25 protein-coding genes are annotated in these 15811 nt (G+C 42.8%); all 25 read right to left on the reverse strand.

All coding sequences use genetic code 11. The features are described from left to right. Window positions 1–360 carry a DUF6711 family protein gene (locus ACFQ3W_RS11170; protein ID WP_379319302.1) on the reverse strand — a complete coding sequence of 120 codons (360 nt, stop codon included), beginning with the start codon at window positions 358–360 and terminating at the stop codon, window positions 1–3. Between the two features lie 12 nt (window positions 361–372). Further along, window positions 373–2988 (reverse strand): phage tail protein, encoded by a 2616-nt coding sequence (locus tag ACFQ3W_RS11175; RefSeq protein ID WP_379319303.1) that lies wholly within the window; start codon window positions 2986–2988, stop codon window positions 373–375. Between the two features lie 35 nt (window positions 2989–3023). Then, window positions 3024–3326 carry a hypothetical protein gene (locus tag ACFQ3W_RS11180; protein ID WP_379319304.1) on the reverse strand — a complete coding sequence of 101 codons (303 nt, stop codon included), beginning with the start codon at window positions 3324–3326 and terminating at the stop codon, window positions 3024–3026. A 38-nt stretch (window positions 3327–3364) separates the two neighbouring features. Then, a complete protein-coding gene (locus ACFQ3W_RS11185; RefSeq protein WP_379319305.1) occupies window positions 3365–3709 on the reverse strand; it encodes a hypothetical protein in 345 nt (114 codons plus the stop codon). Between the two features lie 60 nt (window positions 3710–3769). Continuing rightward, window positions 3770–4192 (reverse strand): phage tail tube protein, encoded by a 423-nt coding sequence (locus ACFQ3W_RS11190; RefSeq protein ID WP_379319306.1) that lies wholly within the window; start codon window positions 4190–4192, stop codon window positions 3770–3772. After that, complete coding sequence (locus ACFQ3W_RS11195) at window positions 4176–4577, reverse strand: DUF3168 domain-containing protein (RefSeq protein WP_379319307.1); 402 nt, start codon at window positions 4575–4577, stop codon at window positions 4176–4178. The genes ACFQ3W_RS11190 and ACFQ3W_RS11195 overlap by 17 nt, the downstream gene beginning before the upstream one ends. Window positions 4578–4582: 5 nt before the next feature. Beyond that, window positions 4583–5026: an HK97-gp10 family putative phage morphogenesis protein gene (locus ACFQ3W_RS11200; protein WP_379319308.1), complete on the reverse strand. Its 444-nt coding sequence runs from the start codon at window positions 5024–5026 to the stop codon at window positions 4583–4585. Further along, window positions 5013–5345 carry a phage head closure protein gene (locus ACFQ3W_RS11205; RefSeq protein WP_379319309.1) on the reverse strand — a complete coding sequence of 111 codons (333 nt, stop codon included), beginning with the start codon at window positions 5343–5345 and terminating at the stop codon, window positions 5013–5015. The genes ACFQ3W_RS11200 and ACFQ3W_RS11205 overlap by 14 nt, the downstream gene beginning before the upstream one ends. Then, the gene (locus ACFQ3W_RS11210; RefSeq protein WP_379319310.1) at window positions 5326–5628 is read right to left on the reverse strand and encodes a head-tail connector protein; all 303 of its coding nucleotides are present in this window, start codon (window positions 5626–5628) and stop codon (window positions 5326–5328) included. The genes ACFQ3W_RS11205 and ACFQ3W_RS11210 overlap by 20 nt, the downstream gene beginning before the upstream one ends. Further along, the gene (locus tag ACFQ3W_RS11215; protein WP_379319311.1) at window positions 5625–5780 is read right to left on the reverse strand and encodes a hypothetical protein; all 156 of its coding nucleotides are present in this window, start codon (window positions 5778–5780) and stop codon (window positions 5625–5627) included. Before ACFQ3W_RS11215 ends, ACFQ3W_RS11210 begins: the two co-directional genes overlap by 4 nt. Window positions 5781–5793: 13 nt before the next feature. Further along, window positions 5794–7047, reverse strand: coding sequence for a phage major capsid protein (locus ACFQ3W_RS11220; protein ID WP_379319312.1), 1254 nt, complete (start codon window positions 7045–7047; stop codon window positions 5794–5796). Continuing rightward, window positions 7047–7754, reverse strand: coding sequence for a head maturation protease, ClpP-related (locus ACFQ3W_RS11225; RefSeq protein ID WP_379319313.1), 708 nt, complete (start codon window positions 7752–7754; stop codon window positions 7047–7049). The genes ACFQ3W_RS11220 and ACFQ3W_RS11225 overlap by 1 nt, the downstream gene beginning before the upstream one ends. A gap of 13 nt (window positions 7755–7767) precedes the next feature. Then, window positions 7768–8916 (reverse strand): phage portal protein, encoded by a 1149-nt coding sequence (locus ACFQ3W_RS11230; RefSeq protein WP_379319314.1) that lies wholly within the window; start codon window positions 8914–8916, stop codon window positions 7768–7770. A 13-nt stretch (window positions 8917–8929) separates the two neighbouring features. Beyond that, complete coding sequence (locus tag ACFQ3W_RS11235) at window positions 8930–10624, reverse strand: terminase large subunit (RefSeq protein ID WP_379319315.1); 1695 nt, start codon at window positions 10622–10624, stop codon at window positions 8930–8932. Next, the gene (locus ACFQ3W_RS11240) at window positions 10621–10992 is read right to left on the reverse strand and encodes a hypothetical protein (protein ID WP_379319316.1); all 372 of its coding nucleotides are present in this window, start codon (window positions 10990–10992) and stop codon (window positions 10621–10623) included. The genes ACFQ3W_RS11235 and ACFQ3W_RS11240 overlap by 4 nt, the downstream gene beginning before the upstream one ends. Window positions 10993–11322: 330 nt before the next feature. Next, entirely contained in the window at window positions 11323–11628 is a 306-nt protein-coding gene (locus tag ACFQ3W_RS11245; protein WP_379319317.1) for an HNH endonuclease, read from the reverse strand. 353 nt (window positions 11629–11981) lie between these two features. Next, window positions 11982–12221 (reverse strand): DUF3310 domain-containing protein, encoded by a 240-nt coding sequence (locus ACFQ3W_RS11250; RefSeq protein WP_379319318.1) that lies wholly within the window; start codon window positions 12219–12221, stop codon window positions 11982–11984. Between the two features lie 9 nt (window positions 12222–12230). After that, complete coding sequence (locus ACFQ3W_RS11255; protein ID WP_379319319.1) at window positions 12231–13418, reverse strand: hypothetical protein; 1188 nt, start codon at window positions 13416–13418, stop codon at window positions 12231–12233. Between the two features lie 32 nt (window positions 13419–13450). After that, on the reverse strand, window positions 13451–13606 hold the full coding sequence (locus tag ACFQ3W_RS11260) for a hypothetical protein (RefSeq protein ID WP_379319320.1): 156 nt from the start codon (window positions 13604–13606) through the stop codon (window positions 13451–13453). Window positions 13607–13661: 55 nt separating this feature from the next. Continuing rightward, window positions 13662–13910, reverse strand: a complete 249-nt coding sequence (locus ACFQ3W_RS11265) for a hypothetical protein (protein ID WP_379319321.1) — start codon at window positions 13908–13910, stop codon at window positions 13662–13664. A 404-nt stretch (window positions 13911–14314) separates the two neighbouring features. Next, window positions 14315–14758 carry an ArpU family phage packaging/lysis transcriptional regulator gene (locus ACFQ3W_RS11270; protein ID WP_379319322.1) on the reverse strand — a complete coding sequence of 148 codons (444 nt, stop codon included), beginning with the start codon at window positions 14756–14758 and terminating at the stop codon, window positions 14315–14317. A 96-nt stretch (window positions 14759–14854) separates the two neighbouring features. Further along, window positions 14855–15001 (reverse strand): hypothetical protein, encoded by a 147-nt coding sequence (locus ACFQ3W_RS11275; protein WP_379319323.1) that lies wholly within the window; start codon window positions 14999–15001, stop codon window positions 14855–14857. A gap of 2 nt (window positions 15002–15003) precedes the next feature. After that, on the reverse strand, window positions 15004–15216 hold the full coding sequence (locus tag ACFQ3W_RS11280; protein ID WP_379319324.1) for a hypothetical protein: 213 nt from the start codon (window positions 15214–15216) through the stop codon (window positions 15004–15006). A gap of 97 nt (window positions 15217–15313) precedes the next feature. Further along, window positions 15314–15511, reverse strand: coding sequence for a hypothetical protein (locus tag ACFQ3W_RS11285; RefSeq protein WP_379319325.1), 198 nt, complete (start codon window positions 15509–15511; stop codon window positions 15314–15316). A 2-nt stretch (window positions 15512–15513) separates the two neighbouring features. Beyond that, the coding region (locus ACFQ3W_RS11290; protein WP_449290208.1) for a BC1872 family protein at window positions 15514–15811 on the reverse strand (298 nt) is incomplete at its 5' end.

Genomic DNA, 15811 nt, shown 5'->3' on the forward strand with positions numbered 1-15811 from the left:
TCACCGTTCTGTCAGCGTGTATTTTAAATCTTTCCACCAAAGCACGCCGTTCCTTTCAAAAGCTACCGGGGCTGGACGATCCCCAATATACATACGCTTTGTAATGTAAGTGCCTTCCATCGGGTCGGGAAAAGTAAAATCAAAAAACACATCCTTCATGGCCTTTAAAATTTGGGATATCTGTACGCCAGTTAATGCATTCCATCCAATTTCAACCTGCCGCTTCACTGTGATTCTATCCCGGTTAAGGGTCCCATCCGCAGTACGGACGGATGAATCAGCATCGTCCAGATCAAGAATTGTAACCTTAAATTCGCTCGGGGAAGCGACAAGCGGCGTTCCATTAACTTTCAATAGCATGATTCACACCTCCTATACTGGGAATGGGAGCGCTCCGGTTCTTCTTTGATGATCCTTTATCCCGTTAATTGCTGCCTCCGCTACTGACTTTTGGCTAATTGTGACGTTGACGTTTTGACCACTCTGTACAGCCCGCAGGATGGAGTTTAGTACGCTAACCACTTGCTGTTGGTCATTGTTTCCGCCGATAATCCCTTCTAGCTTTGATAGAGGGGCAATAACTTCTGGATCAGACGCTGCGCCTTTGTTATCGCCAACCATAGCAAGTGTAGGTCCATAGGCAAGACCGCCTTTTGCAAGTTTTGGAATGGTCGGGATATTAAAACCAAATGAATCTCCAACGCCTGTAACGTCTGATACCCAATCAGGAATATCAATTTTAATCCTGTTAAGTTGCCGAATCATGAAGTTAAGAGCATCAATAATGAGATTTACTGCTCCTTTAAATATCCCGGCAAGTGAATCGCCTATGCCCTCGAAGAATGTTTTTATACCATTCCAAGCTTTCTTCCAGTCCCCTGTAAATACACCAGAAACGAAGTCGACAATGCCACCCAACGATTTCATTATGCCTTTGGCTGCGTCGGATATAACGCCAACAACCGTTCCTATCACATCACCCACAAGCGAGAAGATATTAGAAAATGTTGGGCCTAACGTCTTAGTCAACCAGTTAGCGATTGGCATGATAAACTTGTTGAAGATATCTGTCGCCCCTGTAGTCAACTTGCCGACAAATGTTGTTACTTCATCAACAACACCTTTTAAGTGCTTATCCCAAAGCCATTTCAGATTTTCTAGCATATTGTCTATAAATGGCTTAAGCGTTACGTTGAATAAATTAGTCCATAACTCTTTAATTTTGTCTAAGGCTGTTTTGATATTATCTTGTATCTTTTTGCCCCACTCATCCCATTTTTTAAAGATAATATCTAAATAATCTTGTACAATTTGAGAGAGTTGTTTTAAAGCCGGATCGGCTGCGCCCGTCCATAGATCGTCAAATATTTGCTTAACAAGATCAAAGAGTTTTCCAAAAATCTCTTGTGCGCCCATCAGAAAATCCGTTAGGCGAGGCAATCCGTCCGTTACAAACTTACTCAGTATTGGGAATGCAAACTCCCAAATGGTAGATACTACATTTTTGATGCTATCGCCAAGCCCTGCAATGATGTGCCCACCAAGCTCAACGCCTTGCTGCCATAGCGGGATTAGCTTGGTTTGAAACCAACTTGCAAGCGGTACGCCAAGTGTCATAATGTCGGAGAACATTTTTTGAAACAACGTTTTCCAATTGGCTAGAACCGGTTGTATTTCGCCCCATGCCTTTTGAAATGAAGGCGATAGACTCGAAACAACAAAGTCCCAAACGTCTTTAATAGACTTGAAGGCGGTTTCGAATGCCGCACGCACCGCATCTGCCATCGCTTTGGCTTTGCTCGATACATCAATCATGCCGTCATTCATGTTACTAAATAGGCCATCTGTAGGAATAGGTGCTACAGCTCCACCAGACGCGTCAGGGGCCTTATTATCAGCGCCGCCAGATGAGTCCTTGCCGCCGATCAAGTTCAATTGGTCAAAGCTTGCCGCTGCTCCCTTGGCTTTTTTACCTGCCTTTTTAGCTTTGTCCCCAGCATCTTTATAAGCGTCACCTAATCCACCTACAGCAGCGGTCTGCGTTGTTGTGGCTTTGGTTTGGGCTTGTTGCGACTTAACTGATCCGCCAAATAATGCCGTTGTAAACTGAGCTATAAAGTTCATGACAGTTGCTAAAGCTGTTGCAAAACGAATAAGTGCTGGCAAAATTGCGTTGTAGATCGGTAAAAATGCTTGACCTAATGCCAGTCTAACGTTTTTGAGTTGTGCTACTAATTGCTGTTGCCGTGATATGGTGTTATTTGCTATTTGGTCGCCGTATTTTTGCTGGGCTTGTTCCAAAATCGCCATCAAACGAATTTGCTGCTGCGTCTGGAAATTGAGCTGCTCCCAATGCTTACCGTTTGCAAACTGTTTAAAAGCGTTGGTTGATTCGATCATAGCGACATTGACGTTAATCCCCAAATCCTCAATCGCCTCTGTGTTACCCAATAAACCAGATCGGATACGTTCCATAGTATCATCCATGGTTCTACCCGTTGCAGCAGCTACCACGGCAGATGCTTGAAGCAGCTCTTTGGTTCGCTCTGTGGTTTCGGCGGTTCCTTTAGAAAATGAGCTTAACAGGTTAGAGTAAACAGCCCCGTATTTCATGACTTCGAGCTTAGACATGCCAAACGCCGAAGCGTTATCCTTGGCCCAATCCCGAAACGCTTGAGCGCTCGTCCCCATAGTCCGGTTGATCTGCATAATAGATGCCTCATACTGCATCGCATCATTTACAGCGCTTTTAATACCTGCGCCTATGCCGATAGATGCTATGGCTGCGGCAATCCCCTTAACATAGCCGGACATGTTCGAACGAAAGGTACCCATTTGTTTCTCAGTCTTTGCGATTTCCTTGCGCAAGCCAGAAAAATTAGCTTTAGTCTGAAATGAGGAAATATCCTTCTTGGCCTTTTGCATCTCTTTCCGCATTCCCGAAAAGTCGGCCCCAGCGCGTACCATGAGGTTTTTTACTACTGCCATCTATTCACCCCCCTTGCGCACAAAAAAAAGAACGACTATAAGCCGCCCTCATCTTGTTTATTTACTACCGATCCTCCAAATTTGGCGTTTAACATTTGCACCATTTTAAGCATCTGCTCCGGTGTTTGCGCTTTTGGCTTTTCTTGCTCAACAACTTTATTCCATGCTGGCATCCGCTTTGCCCTCATCCATCCTGCGTTAAGATAAGCTAAAGCCAACCCATTGTTATCATCGCGCTTTTGCCGCTCGTTATATGCTTTTATGTGCATGTTAAGCTCATGCGGAGTGATCTCGTTATACTCTGATATGCTTAGCCCCACCCGCAGCGCCGCCATCATGGAGTCTTGCCAGTCAAATTTTGAGCTTGTGCCGGACTCTACTCCGGCTTCTCCTGGTTTCCCTCCGTACCGCCTAGTGATCCAAAAGCAATGCTAAGAGCTTCTTGCATTTTTTGAATATAGTGCGATACTGACGGAGCCTGATCCAGCAAATCTTCCATTTCTTCAAGTTTTAAAGTCTCGCCGTGCTGTTTGGCATCGTATAAAAGCCCACAGTACATGATTTTTTCAATTTCGCCCAAATCGATATTATCAAGGTCAAAGGCATCAATATCTTTCCCCGTCAAAGCTAGAATCTGCTTTAGCGCTTTATGACCAAATCTCAATTCGCGCGGACGATCCAATTCAATCATTACAACATCGTTTCTTGATTCGTTTGTCATTTTATTACCTCCAAATATTAATAAGCCGGAGCAATCGCCCCGGCATCGATTATGGTATTATTACGGTGCAGGTGTAGGTAGTACCAATGTTGGTTTGCCAGATACCTTTAGAGTTGCTTCAAAACTTACCGCCTCTTCAAGCTCGGCACCTGTTGAAAATCCAGTGACTACTGCGTTAAATGTCCAACTCGCCCCGAGCGCTGTTGGGAACTCGATGCCGCAAGGAACTGTAGCTCCAGATTCAAAGGCCGCATATACAGCAGCTTGACCGGGATCACCGGGATTAAAAAAGCCGCTCAGTGATACTTCACCACCATCCTTAAATCCGCCGATAAATTGTCTGTAACCCCCGTCAGAGTCTAAGCTTGTCACGTCGATATTATCAGCAGACAGTTCCAGACCGCCGATTGAGGTCAATTCAGCGACATATTTTGTGTCAAATTTCAACTTAGTGCCTACCGCTCTGTTAGCCAATTTGTTCACTCTCCTCGTAATAAACTGTAAATTCAATCACGCACCTGAATAGCTTAGGTTCTTCTTCCCAAAGCTCTACAGGAGCTTCGTATGTCAATTCATCAATGAATGGGCCGCCAGTGCCGATCACTCGCCCTTCAAAGCTAACAAGTTTGTTTATTGCCGCTTTGGTGAGTTGCTTCAACTGTTTGTACTTGCTGGCGATGATGTTTAGCGTTACATCGGCTCTCAGGCTGCCTAGATAGCCGTTTGTCAGCACTTTGTAGCGGATTCCTTCAGACGACAAATAAACCGCATACGGAGCAGTCTTGCCGGGGCTAAATCCGGGATATACTTTCCCACTCAGCCCAGCTATACTTTCTATTTCCACGCTTAAGGCTTCTTCAAAGTCCAATCACATCACCCCTCTAAAGCCTTATCAATAGCTTTGCCAGCAACTTCAACAATCTTTGATTCAATGGCCCGAGCATTTTCGGTGATTGACTTTCTTAAAAAATGATAGCCCGGGACATATCCACCGTCAGCGGTCATAAATCCGTATTCTTGTGAAGCCGGGTAATAGGATCTTTTACCATCTTTGGACGTTTTGACAAACACATCGTTTTTCTTCGGGTCCATCATAACGTCATATACCTTTTTCCCGGGCTTTACTTTACGTTCGCCTTTCAAAATAATGCCGCCCTTTAACGCCCCGGTGTCTACTGGCGCTTCGCTTCTAGCAGCCTTCAAAGCTATGCTTGCCCCTGCTCTTGCCGACTTCGTAGCTACTGATTGCGGCACTTTCCCGAGCTTGTTCATAGCTCGTTCAAGCTCTTTTAGTCCCTCAATCTTATCCCGTGCCATCTGTCTGCACCTCCATTGGATAAATGGAGCAAACAAGCTCTATGCGCTCGCCATTGGCTGAGTATGTGCGGACTATACGATAGTATTTTTCTCCGTATTTAACTTTCAGTTCGTCAGCATAGTCGCCAACCATGACTTCAAAAACAATATCCGGTTTGATTCCTGCTGCCATTGCTTGATAAAATTCGGTTTGCCTTACTGATTTTTTATTTGCAAAAACAGTACGGGGAGTACCGTCTTGCTCGGTTTCCTCCCCGTATGAATCTCTTGCAACCATGACAGGTATAAGGTCAATCACATCACGCCATAACACTAACATCACCTACCGTATACTCTGCCGATAGTGTCAAGTGAGTTTTAATCATCTTGTACGACTCTTGCAGTTTCTCGGCATCTGGATTATCAAATCCGAAGTTGGCTTTGCAATAAACCGTAACGGCGCGAATGATTAATGGATCAGTTTCGCTTATTGCCTTTTCTCCCATGACACCAGACAGTTTTAAATCCTGCTGCGCCGCAGAAATAAGGTCTGATATTTCCTCATCAAAAGCAATGGAGGAAACTCTTAGCGCCTTTTTGATCTTTTCAAGGAGCATGATCATTCACCGTCTTTTTTGTCGGCCTTTTCATCGCCTTTCAAAAATCCAAGCTTGATCAACTCGCCAGCACGTTTTGCATCACATTCAAATGAAGAACCGGCAACGAAGATGCTGCCGGTCTTTTTATCTTGGAACTCTTTAATTACTTCATACATAGGTTAGCCCTCCTTAAGCTGTAGGAATGTCTCGGATCAAAGCAAATGCTTTCGTATCCAAAACAGCCCCGTCAACGATGGTATAAGCTGCATAATCAACCGTTCTAGCTTTAACATGTTCTTCGGTGGCAACGCTCATAGGCTCGTTCGTATTCATGATGTAACCAGCACTTGCATTACCAATAAGAATGTTGTTTTTGCTTAGTCCAGCGTCTGGTTTAACAACCATGCCGAACATTCGGCCTACACCGCCGCTTGTTACATCAGGGATAAACAATGGGCGCCCGTTATCATCGGTAAGGTTAGCGAGTTGCGTCCAGATAGTCGCGTTATTCGCATAAATAGCGGCACCTCCAAGGTAAGAAGAGTGGATTTTTGCGATTGCTTCCGTTACCTTCTTGTAAGTTAAAGGCACCGGAGTTGTGGCGTTATCTGGATCGTAAGTCACTACTTGCGGCGTTCCAGACTCGGCAAGCAAAGCAGTTTCTACGCCTTCCGGTTCTCTTGGGGATGCACTCGCGCCTTTACCAGATGCAACCGCTTTGCCCAAAGCTACGCCGACACGCTCACCGAGTTCATTGATAATAAATGGAATAAACTCTTCCATTGCCATCGAACGCAATTTCCACGTGATAGTAATTGCTTTAGCGAGTTCGCAACCACTGAGAGTAATTTCGCCAAAGTTGTTTTGTTCATCAGCAGTTGCAGTAGCTTCGTCATAGAACGCCGCATCACCAGCGGCAATACCTGTGTGTTTCTTCATTGTCAGAGTGCCAGAAACACTGAATTTACGTACATCAGCAAGCAATGGGTACATTTCTTCAGCACGTTTCCAAATGCCAGCTACAACCGTCTCAGGGATTAGAATAGCCGTGTTGGTTGTATCGTGAGTATAAGCATTGCTAAATTCGGTGTTTACCTTATCAAACAATTCCTTTTCTATTCCTTCTAGTTTGCCGCCCTGCATGTATTTGGCCCATGCATTTTCATATGCCTTCTTTTCATCGAGCGGTTTAGGTTGGACAATGTTATCCACTGGTTTACCTCCTTCAACTGTTACTGATTTGTTTTCAAGTTCCGTTACCTTTGCATTGTCTTTTAGTGCATTAAGGTTTGCGTTAGCCAATGCAATTGTTTCCCATTTGTTATCAAGTGTTTTTACCTCGTTCATTTTTGCTTCGGAATCCTCAAATTTCCCTTCGTTAATCAATAATTCTGCCTCGTTCATCAGCTTTTTACGTTGATTCAAATATTGTTCTTTAGTCATTACATTTCATCTCCCTTTAGTTTTAATAGGTTCAACCTTGTTTGTTGTCGCGCAAAAATATCCGTTTTGTTCTCTGTGTTTTTACGAGAACTCAACGGATTTTTAATGGTGTTTCGTATTTTTTCGATAACAGCAGGAGGCAACATTTGTGATTGGTTTAATGATGCAACCAACTGATTACCAGTATCAAACATAACCTCATCAGCAAAGCCTTTTTCTTTTGCTTGCTGTGCATTTAGCCACGTTTCTTGATCCATCAAACTTAATAGTTCATCTTGTGACAATCCCGTTTTAAGAATATAGGCATTTGCAATTGACTTGTTGTAGTTTTTCAGTACTGCCGCTTCATGTTCCAAATCGCGATAATCACCGCCAGCGTTGGTAGATACATTGTGTATCATGATTTGAGCGGTTGGGGAAATCTGAACATGATCACCAGCCATAGCGATAACGCTAGCTGCACTAGCCGCAACACCGACTATTTTGACATTAACTCTTCCGGGGTAACTTTTCAGAGCTGTATAAATTTCTGATCCATCATAGACAGAACCGCCCGGGCTGTTAATTTCAACATCAACATTTTCTCCGTTAGCTGCTTCCAGTGATTTTGTCACATCATTTGGTGAAGTTGCATCAATTTCAAACCATTCATAAATCCATTTTGAATCGTTTGGAACAATAACTCCTTTGATCTTTACCAATGCCATTTAATCACCTCCTTTACTCGGTTGTCGGTCTTGTATCTAACCGCCGTATATACTCATCCCCACCCTCGCGAGGCGACTTGTTGAATACTTCGCGCACTTCGTTAGGATTGAATATTCCTCTATCAACCAGTTCAACAAGCTTTAATTTAGTTTGCATGGAAGCAAAGGTTAGGTTAGACGATTCAAAAATGATTTTGTTTCCAAACCCTCGTTCTCTGCGAGAAAATAACTTTCTTGTGTACTCCCCACTTAGCTGTATAATGTCCGGTTCGCAAGCTGATTCGTAGTACGATATCCAATCATCTTCCGTATAATCTCCCATGATGATCTTTTCGTTGGTGTTAAAGAATGAAAGAATACGTTTAGTAGTTACGTCCATTTGTTTCTCATTTGGGACGTAATCCTTTGGCTCGACTTGTTTGACATCAGCCTTTGCATCTGTAGCAGCCGCCCCAACTGATTCGGATGTTTCAGTATTCATGAAGCTGTCTACAAAATCTTTGGTGTTTTTCTTAATGTCTTCCGGACGTAAAGTTTGATTGAACTTCAACAGCCAGCGGATAACATTTGAATTTTTAATAGCTTTCACAATGCCTTGATCTGTTGTATTAACGATCTCCATCAGTGGGGCCAATGCTTGCGCTGGTGAATCGCCAAATATTTCGTTTTCATTAAAGTCCTTACGCAAATGAATGATGTCCGAATATCTAAAGGTCACAGTTTTACCAGTGCGCAGATTAAAGCGCATATAAAGCGTTCCTGAATCGTCTTGGAGCGCCTCGGATGAAACGGCTGTAATAGGATATATCTCAGTCGGATATCCATTTTCATCACGGTTAATAAAAGCAAATGCATTGTTATTAAGTTCAAGCTGCGTGATCACTTTCTCTTGTAACTGTTGGCCCGTCATATATGGATTTGGTTCTTCAAGCAGAAAGCGCATGTACACATCAGGATTTACTTTCGTTCCGTCAGGGCCTTGCCGTATATGCTTCGCTACTGCCTTACCAATTGCCCGAGCTTTTGGCCTAATTGCAGCCCTAACAATGTCTGACTTATACAAATTGCCGTTCCACGAATAAAACCCGTTGCCATTATCCACAATCATTTGATATTTAGTCACGGTTACGGCCTTGTTCTTCATTCGGTTGAATAATCCCAAGTTATCACCTCCTTTAAATCATGTTTAGATATTCATTCATTTTCTCTTGTAGAATGACATAAGCATCAAGCGCGGCGGCTAGTCCATCAATACGCCGCTTTTGATTGCTCTTGATTGGTTGAATGTTTCCGTTTTTATCAATCTCAATACTCGTATTTGACAAACACCATTTTGTGATAGGGTTATTGTTATAAACAATTTTATTTGATTCAAGATCAGCCCCAAGTTTTTTCATCGGTCCAGACAAAGTTTTTTTCCCTTGGATAACCGGGATCATTGCCTCTTTGCCAAAGGTGTTTTCCATTTCCTCCACCCAATATTTAGCTGACCATGAGTCAAACCCAAACCAAGGAAGGTAAATGTCTTTTTCATTCTGCATTTCAAGAAACCACTCTGTAACAAATTTAGGATGAACACTATTCCCAGGCGTAGTCCGCAATAGGCCAAGTTCATGCCAAATGTTATATGGTATCTTATCTTCCTTAGATCGCTTTTCAAGTAGTTCTTCTGGCAACCAATACATGTGTTCAAAATATATATGATCATCACCAGGAACAATAAAAAGAACACAAGCGGCTGTTAGGTCCGTTGTGCTCGCCAAGTCGACGCCACCAATCCCATAGCGCGGTTTCAATTTTGTAAGATCGAACTTGTCAGTATTATTTAATTGTTCGAAAGTTAACCATGCTTCCGATGAGGTTTCACGAATGTTGAAATCCTTGGTCAAAAGGTTTTTAACAAGCATTGAGTTTGCTTTAGCTTTGTTGACCTTGGTTTCAAGTTGATCGACCTTTTTAATCGTTCCTAGTCCCGGGTTAGCCTTCTTCCACATTGCTGGGTCGGTCCACTCGTTACGATCATCCAATTCGTAGATGATGGGTAAGAATCTGTCATCATGATAACCGTCAGGATCCCCGTACCCGTTCAAAACCATTTCAGCTTCGCTGTATTTCAGATCGTAAACCGCTTCACGTACCGTTCCGGCAGTTGTGATCATGACTAATAGCGGTTGTTCGCGTGCGCTCGTACCGTCAACAATAACGTCATAAAGGTTTTTATCCTTCCATGCGTGTATTTCGTCCAGTAGTGCGCCGTGAACGTTCAGTCCGTCCAGAGTATCAGAATCCGATCCGAGTGGTTTAAATGAGCTATCGTTCCAATCTGAAACCAGTTCACTAACAAGCGGTTTGTTTCGTTTTAATAGAGCCGGTGACTTCTTGACCATCCGCTTAGCTTCAAGCCATACCAATTTCGCTTGATCCTTCTTTGTTGCAACAGCGTAAACCTCGGCCCCGGGTTCTCCATCTGCAAGCTGCAAGTATAGCCCTATGCCGGATGCAAGTGTTGACTTGCCATTCTTACGAGCTACAACTAAAAAAACCTCCCGATACTTTCGCGCCCCGTCTATTTTATGGACGAAACCGAAGGTTGCCGCGAGGAAAGCTTTCTGCCACAGTTCAAGGTCAATCGGCTGACCGCCCCATTTACCTTTACTATGTTTGCAGTAGTTTTCTATGAACTCAATCGCATGGTTAGCTCTGCGAGAATCATATTCATATTCACTTGTTTGGTCGTAAATGTCTTTGACTAGCTGTTGGTAAACACGCCTTACCTTTTGACAAACAACTTCTTTGCCGGATTCGATCTGCGCCCAATATTCTATGATCGGGTTATACGCTAATGGATATTGCTTGCGTAAAGCGCTCATCGGTTACCCACAAAGTCTTCAAACCCATCATCCTGCGTTTTTGGTGGCGCTTTTGGTCGCAAATCAGTTAGTTGCTTCATGATTGCTGAGTGATTCTTGATCATTACGTTGTAAATCTCAACCTCTGGCGACTTCTTTGTCCCCCATTGATGTTCACCGTTTTGATACTCACTTACCACGCCGTTCTCGTTCATAGTTTCTTGGAGTTCGTCAAGCGTCACCGCCATAAAAGCGGCGTTCTTTATTAAAGACTCAACTATCTTTTTTGATTTATTATCAACGTCATTTAAAAGCTTGGTAAGTCGCACTATTTCAGCATCGATTTTATCGCGTTTTGTTTGGTCTATGGACTCATTTTTCTTTGCCATTCTCCTTCCCTCTCTTTCGTGATACCACACCCCCTATAGAGGTGACTTGTGTGTTATTTGAAGGTGGACACATCGGTCTTCACCGTAGGCCTACTCTTTTCTTAATGGGGGGGCTATGGTGTGTCGTAATCACATCCGATAAATTCTGTAACTCCAATGCTCCCATCTTTACATACATGTGTTTCAATCATTGAAGGAGTATATGAACCCCATTCTCTAGGCATTGAATGCCCCGAGGTAATGGCTAAAGATGCAATTATCCCATCTGGTACATGATATGGCTTATCTAAACAGCCACACTTACGACACTTATATACCAATGAAGCTCCTCTATTCATCGCTCTCACCTCTCTGCACCAGATTTCCTTCCTCATCAAACATAAGCCCTTGCGCTACTATCCCATCATCTCCATGGTGTTCATTGTTGTGGCAGTCCTGACATAGATACTCTAGGTTATTATGATTAAGAGATACATATGGATCGTTTATGTTATGTGGTGTTAGATAGCATTTGTGGTGCACTATCTTGCCTGGCTTGCCGCATCTCTCGCATAGTCCATGCACCTTGATGATGTATGATGCTCTACACTCTTTCCAGGCTCGTGAGTTGTAGAAGCGCTTAGCCCATGGCTTCATTTATTACTTTCTTTCTCATAGCATTTCTGGCATAACAGTACATCTCTTATTGTTGAATACGACAAGGATATATTCTTATCTCGTTCCATTCTCCGTATGATGTAACCTATTAGTTCGTCATCTTTATTTACTTTCTCTTTCCAACCTTCTGGCGGTGGAAGAACCATTCCCTTTACCTCCTTCACACATCACATTTCCCATTTGGACAATCATTACCGTATGCTTGTTCCTCGGTAGCTTTATCCAGCCACCCTTTCGGATCAGTGTATCCGCCACACTTTTTGCAAGCATCTCCGTCACGGTCTGAATATCCTATTTGCTTATGCCCGCACTCAACACATTGGCGAATCATCTTACGCCCCATCGTTTTCACCGACCTTTTCAATAAGCTTGTTTAGATACCATCTTGCTTTCTTTAAGTCCTCTATACCGTTCTTACGTTTCCAGCGCCACATGTATTTGATGATGTTTCCTGTTAAGCTTCCTTCAAATCCCGTTAATCCTTCTGTTGCTGCTTCTATTGCATCTATGCACTCGATTTTTCCAGCGATGTAGTGGCTTGGATATTCTACATTGTCAGGCTTAGTCGCCATGTCCTCACCTCACACGTAATGAATTCTTAATACTTTATCTTCCGTGTACTCGAATACCTCAAAGCGCTTATGCGCCGTTGTATATCCGTAATCGTCGTGCCAATCATCCGTTTCATTGCCTGTTGGCATCCTCCGTATCACCGCGCCACCTTTGTCTACGACTCGTTCAGTGTGTAGGTGCCCGGTGAATATCTCTCTTGTTTTGGCCCTTGACCACTCCAAAGGGAACTCTGTTGAAAAGTTTTCTGTTAATCTATCTTCTTTCTTTTTATCGCCGTGATTGATTCCAATGAAGTTTAACCCAAGCACGTGCGCCTTACGTTCTTTGAACCTTGTGTCAAAATGTATTTGCGGATATCTCGCTTCAAGGCATTTAACAAAGGCCCAGCTCATTGATTCATCATGATTGCCCTTCGAATATATCGCCGTTACCTTTCCGCAACGCTTTAATGCTGTATCTAAAATTGGCATATAAAAAAGCATGACGTCATCCCATGCTTTTTCCATGTTTACCTTTTCAATTTCTCGTCCGCTTGATGTCCTGCCCCTAAAGTCGTCGTTGTGTAACAAGTCTTGCCCTATAATAAACAAAACCTCTTTATACCCTTGTTCAAGTAGCTGTATTATGTCTCTCTGAGTATCTTTGTAGTATTCATAGGTACTTATGCCAAAGTGCATATCGAATAAAGGTAAGTTAAGGTACTTTGCTGACTCTTTTGGTTCAGTCTCGATGATAACCGGCTTTATCGTTTCAATCTTCTTTATGATGCCATCCCAATCAACCACGTTTTGCTTTGGCTTAACGGTGATCTGGCTTGAAAATAGTGTTACCGTACCGTCTTGTTTGTTGTGTTGGTTCCACTCAGACCATTTTGAGGATACCAATTCCCATTCTTTATGATCATATCCGTGGGCTTCTAGTAGATATTTAGCATCTTTGATCTTTTCTCTTGCTATCCTTACTAGCCTATCTGATCTATGCGCACCGTTAGGCAGTATTTCAAATGATTCTTTATACCCGGTAGGTGCTTGTGCTTCTACATTTGGCTTTTTAACCCGTTTGCGGACCCCTTCGGAAGAAAACTCAATATCAAACTCCTGCGTCAGTTTGGCGGCTATCTCTGCATATGTTCCAGTTCCTTTAAGTTCTAATAGCCGTTTATCCTCTTCTGGTGTCCATGTCATGTGTTTCTGCATCTAAGCACCTCCTTTACACAAAGTTTTTTGTTCTAATCCACAATGATTAATAGCGGTAACGAGAAAATCGCAATGAATCTATGGCGATCTACCGCTTCTTTTTCCGTATCGTCCTTATTTGCAATCCAAAAGTTTAAAAATGCAGCTATTATCAAAAACACCTGACCAGCAAAAATTATCCATTGCATTTCTTGGCCCCCTCATTTATCCAAAATAAAAAAAGCCGCCTAATGGCGACATAATTCATGAATCCTCTTCTACCCTTAATCCATTTAGAGCGTTTGATAACCACCACTCAAGTCCACATGTTGCGCACTTCGTTAACCCTTCAGGTTCTGCCTTTGGTTGTGGTGGTATTGCTTTCGATCTATAAATTGTGTCAACTACTCTTTCTGATCCAGTTAGATTTTCTGGTAACTCAAACACCTTTGTTCCACATCTTTTACACACAAGCACCGGCTTAATATATGTTTTCCTGTTGTATTTAAACATTCATATCACCTCAATGAGATAATATCATAAACCGCTTTATTTAGGCAGCGGCAGCTTTCGCGATCCACTCTTTAACCGTTGCGATCACGGCTGAAAATGAGGCGCATATGGGTGTCAAGCATATGCCTATTAATTCAAGGGTGGAGTAACGATATGTTAAGGTTATGTGTTATCAGTTACGCATACCGCCGAACGCCATAGGACATTGCCAGTATGCGTATATTATTAGGGGAAATTGCTCAGGAACTTTCACCACTAAATAAAAAAGGCCAGCGTATTCGCCAGCCCATCATCCAAGGTATTCATACCTTCATGGTGTCCTTTATTCAATTTCCCACAATACAATCATAACACGTCTATACCAGAAATGTCGGACCTAAGACGGACAAAAAGCGGACATGATTTTATTCTTTGAAAACCATCAATCCTAACATCATTGCCAGTCTGTAGATAGCCAGTGTTTTGATGCGTCTGTAGTGCCTGTCACTGTATCCGATCTGTTCGGCAGCTTCGTAATCCCACATATCTTCATTTTCGAAGTATCTTGCTCTTATTAGTGTTTGCTGCCTTTGTGGCAAACGATTTATTGCCTTGTCTACTCTTTCCACGTGCTTTCTACGCCGTTCCTGTTCGTCTATGTTGTGTATGGCTATATCACATGTATGATTGCTTGTTAAGCCTGTGTAGCTCCGTGGCATGTCACTATAAGCTGCTGTCATGTTTGGCTCAATAGGGATAAATTCGGTTATCTTATATTCTCTTGCTTGGAGCAGATACTTTTCTACTGCTTCTTTGGTTGCTTCCTCATCTACCTTGTAAATATCTAATGTCAACTGGAATGCTCCCATTTGATCACCCCTTTGCACTATTTTACGCCGCATTTATCATTTTTTAGATATATACAGCTTATTTTTATCATTTTTCATTGTTTCATTTGCATTATACTACATATTTTCATCCTTTTCCTTCTCAGCAATATTCTTAACCATGCGCGCCCTAGCAAAATTATTGACCGAATTGTTGATAGCGCAGATAGCAAAGAAAATTAGAAACGATGTCAACCAAGGATGCAAAAAAGCCCATTCTACCATGCTCACACCCCCTCTATATAATCAAATATGTCTGCCTGACCTTCCTCCTGATAATCGCTCTTATCTACAATCAATTCCTCGTCTAACCATCGTTTAGGCGCTTCTTTGGCATAGTGAGGCCATACCTCTTGTCCAGCTACATGACGTTTAGGATCGGCTACTTGTGCTTTATCAGTCCACACCCAAAATGATTTTGCTTTTACCTTTGGTGTCATGACTCCCCCTCACTCTCTGGTAGGTTATGGTAAATCTATACGGCCCCCGGCTTCGCCTAAGCGTATTCGGTCGGTCGAGGGCCTACGGCCTAATTTTCTACTTTCTCCACGCTCGGGCATCAGCAATTGCCCATGATGCTCTTGTGCTGTCTGTGCATGGTTGTACCTCGCAATCATCATTGTCACAAAATACTATCGTTGATAATCCAGTGCCTTTTATGTTGTTTCTAACATACGATTCAATTTTTGCAGGTTCTTTACACCAAGGGCATTTTATGCCGTTTAATGTATCCATGCTTACACCTCCAATACAGCTAATAGAGCTGCTTTACATATCGCCTCAGGAAGCTTAGGACAAACAACTGTTTCCGTTTGATTGTCGTCTTCATGAACCGTAACCCAAACCTCATAAAAATCAAGGCACGTTCGTACATCTGTATATAATTGCGACTCCTGAAGTTTCTCTACTACTTCCCATGCTGCGGATATGTCGGAAGAATATAAAGGAATGATCTTTTGTTTGTCGTCAGTGGGATCAAACGCAAAGTTTCTTTTGTATCCATTCGCACCAAACGCATGATCACACATTGTGTCG

The sequence above is a fragment of the Paenibacillus puldeungensis genome, assembly GCF_042678945.1.
GTDB lineage: Bacteria > Bacillota > Bacilli > Paenibacillales > Paenibacillaceae > Fontibacillus > Fontibacillus puldeungensis.

What these genes read in the sequence shown, in the direction of transcription:
- ACFQ3W_RS11170 (WP_379319302.1), bottom strand. Translation starts at nt 360, where the DNA reads ATGCTATTGAAAGTTAATGGAACGCCGCTTGTCGCTTCCCCGAGCGAA.
- ACFQ3W_RS11175 (WP_379319303.1), bottom strand. Translation starts at nt 2,988, where the DNA reads ATGGCAGTAGTAAAAAACCTCATGGTACGCGCTGGGGCCGACTTTTCG.
- ACFQ3W_RS11180 (WP_379319304.1), bottom strand. Translation starts at nt 3,326, where the DNA reads ATGATGGCGGCGCTGCGGGTGGGGCTAAGCATATCAGAGTATAACGAG.
- ACFQ3W_RS11185 (WP_379319305.1), bottom strand. Translation starts at nt 3,709, where the DNA reads ATGACAAACGAATCAAGAAACGATGTTGTAATGATTGAATTGGATCGT.
- ACFQ3W_RS11200 (WP_379319308.1), bottom strand. Translation starts at nt 5,026, where the DNA reads ATGGCACGGGATAAGATTGAGGGACTAAAAGAGCTTGAACGAGCTATG.
- ACFQ3W_RS11205 (WP_379319309.1), bottom strand. Translation starts at nt 5,345, where the DNA reads ATGTTAGTGTTATGGCGTGATGTGATTGACCTTATACCTGTCATGGTT.
- ACFQ3W_RS11210 (WP_379319310.1), bottom strand. Translation starts at nt 5,628, where the DNA reads ATGATCATGCTCCTTGAAAAGATCAAAAAGGCGCTAAGAGTTTCCTCC.
- ACFQ3W_RS11215 (WP_379319311.1), bottom strand. Translation starts at nt 5,780, where the DNA reads ATGTATGAAGTAATTAAAGAGTTCCAAGATAAAAAGACCGGCAGCATC.
- ACFQ3W_RS11220 (WP_379319312.1), bottom strand. Translation starts at nt 7,047, where the DNA reads ATGACTAAAGAACAATATTTGAATCAACGTAAAAAGCTGATGAACGAG.
- ACFQ3W_RS11225 (WP_379319313.1), bottom strand. Translation starts at nt 7,754, where the DNA reads ATGGCATTGGTAAAGATCAAAGGAGTTATTGTTCCAAACGATTCAAAA.
- ACFQ3W_RS11235 (WP_379319315.1), bottom strand. Translation starts at nt 10,624, where the DNA reads ATGAGCGCTTTACGCAAGCAATATCCATTAGCGTATAACCCGATCATA.
- ACFQ3W_RS11240 (WP_379319316.1), bottom strand. Translation starts at nt 10,992, where the DNA reads ATGGCAAAGAAAAATGAGTCCATAGACCAAACAAAACGCGATAAAATC.
- ACFQ3W_RS11245 (WP_379319317.1), bottom strand. Translation starts at nt 11,628, where the DNA reads ATGAAGCCATGGGCTAAGCGCTTCTACAACTCACGAGCCTGGAAAGAG.
- ACFQ3W_RS11250 (WP_379319318.1), bottom strand. Translation starts at nt 12,221, where the DNA reads ATGGCGACTAAGCCTGACAATGTAGAATATCCAAGCCACTACATCGCT.
- ACFQ3W_RS11255 (WP_379319319.1), bottom strand. Translation starts at nt 13,418, where the DNA reads ATGCAGAAACACATGACATGGACACCAGAAGAGGATAAACGGCTATTA.
- ACFQ3W_RS11260 (WP_379319320.1), bottom strand. Translation starts at nt 13,606, where the DNA reads ATGCAATGGATAATTTTTGCTGGTCAGGTGTTTTTGATAATAGCTGCA.
- ACFQ3W_RS11265 (WP_379319321.1), bottom strand. Translation starts at nt 13,910, where the DNA reads ATGTTTAAATACAACAGGAAAACATATATTAAGCCGGTGCTTGTGTGT.
- ACFQ3W_RS11270 (WP_379319322.1), bottom strand. Translation starts at nt 14,758, where the DNA reads ATGGGAGCATTCCAGTTGACATTAGATATTTACAAGGTAGATGAGGAA.
- ACFQ3W_RS11275 (WP_379319323.1), bottom strand. Translation starts at nt 15,001, where the DNA reads ATGGTAGAATGGGCTTTTTTGCATCCTTGGTTGACATCGTTTCTAATT.
- ACFQ3W_RS11280 (WP_379319324.1), bottom strand. Translation starts at nt 15,216, where the DNA reads ATGACACCAAAGGTAAAAGCAAAATCATTTTGGGTGTGGACTGATAAA.
- ACFQ3W_RS11285 (WP_379319325.1), bottom strand. Translation starts at nt 15,511, where the DNA reads ATGGATACATTAAACGGCATAAAATGCCCTTGGTGTAAAGAACCTGCA.